Genomic DNA, 1,094 nt, shown 5'->3' with positions numbered 1-1,094 from the left:
CCCGTTTAAACTCGTCGGGATAATTTTTCCTTGCCATCGTGGTGGATCATCTCGCTTCCCCCGCCAATCTTGCGGGATTAAGCGTGTCCAACACACGGGGGCAGGGCCCGAACCCGTCGCCGGCATCGGTCTCGAAGTGCAAGGTGCTGACGTCGTAGAGCACCAGGCTGGCCGGCCCCAACCGGGCATGGGTAGCACAAGCGGTCGAAAGTGCCTGCCGGAATTCGGCTTTAGCGAACACTGGTAGGCGGCGGTTGAGTGTGGGATACGACACCGGCGCCACTCCGGTCTCGTCGATGACGCGCAGCGAATCGGCCTTGCTGGTCGGCTCGATGATCCGCGCCAACACCAGCTGACGAAACACCTCATCGCCGCCGGTGGCCTCGTCGAACCCCAACCGGGTGTAGGCAGAACACAACGCCTCCCACAACAGCGCGGACTTCGATGACGTGATCGGCAACGGCTCGGCCGCCGAACGTTCAGCCAGGCCCAGATCGAGTTCGGCTTGACCGGCAGCCAGTCGCTGCGCAGCCGCGGCCTTGAGCGCCGCGATCCCGGCTTCGTCGTGCGCCGACCCGAGGTGCTCGATCTTGCGCGATCCCCGCCGCGACGACCACACGACCTGCACCGCAGTGGCCCCCGAGGACGTCTTCACGGTGCGCACATAGGCTACCCAGGCACCCTACGACCCACCGGCTAGTGCACAAATCCGCACCAGGAAGACAACAAATACGCAGGTCACAGACCTACAGAACTGCCCGACCGCCAACGGTGATAAAAGTCAGGTCTAACAACCCCCAGGAACGGCTCAACAAAGAGATCCGCCGGCGCACCGATGTCGTCGGCATCTTCCCCGACCGCAACGCCCTGATCCGCCTCGTCGGCGCCGTGCTCGCCGAACAACACGACGAATGGGCCGAGTCCCGCCGCTACCTCGGCCTCGACGTCCTCAGCAAATCACGTGCCGTCAACGACACACCGACAGAACGGGAGGACACCCCCGCAGCCCTGACCGCCTGAACCATCACCTCGAAGAATCATACGACGACGTCGTACACCACGTCCCTGGACTTGACCAGCGCGTGGCGTCCTCG

Annotated in this window: 2 pseudogenes; one reads left to right on the top strand and one right to left on the bottom strand. The window is 63.9% G+C overall.

What is annotated here, in order from left to right:
* Positions 1 to 109 precede the first annotated feature (109 nt).
* Positions 110 to 664, bottom strand: a pseudogene (locus ORI27_RS32860) (IS1634 family transposase); the annotation flags it as partial.
* A gap of 113 nt (positions 665 to 777) precedes the next feature.
* Between ORI27_RS32860 and ORI27_RS32855 the strand changes: the two are divergent.
* Positions 778 to 1,020, top strand: a pseudogene (locus ORI27_RS32855) (transposase); the annotation flags it as partial.
* Positions 1,021 to 1,094 lie beyond the last annotated feature (74 nt).

This window comes from Mycobacterium pinniadriaticum (genome assembly GCF_026242045.1).
In the GTDB taxonomy this organism is placed as follows: domain Bacteria; phylum Actinomycetota; class Actinomycetes; order Mycobacteriales; family Mycobacteriaceae; genus Mycobacterium; species Mycobacterium pinniadriaticum.
This window is presented reverse-complemented; position numbering and strand designations above follow the sequence as displayed.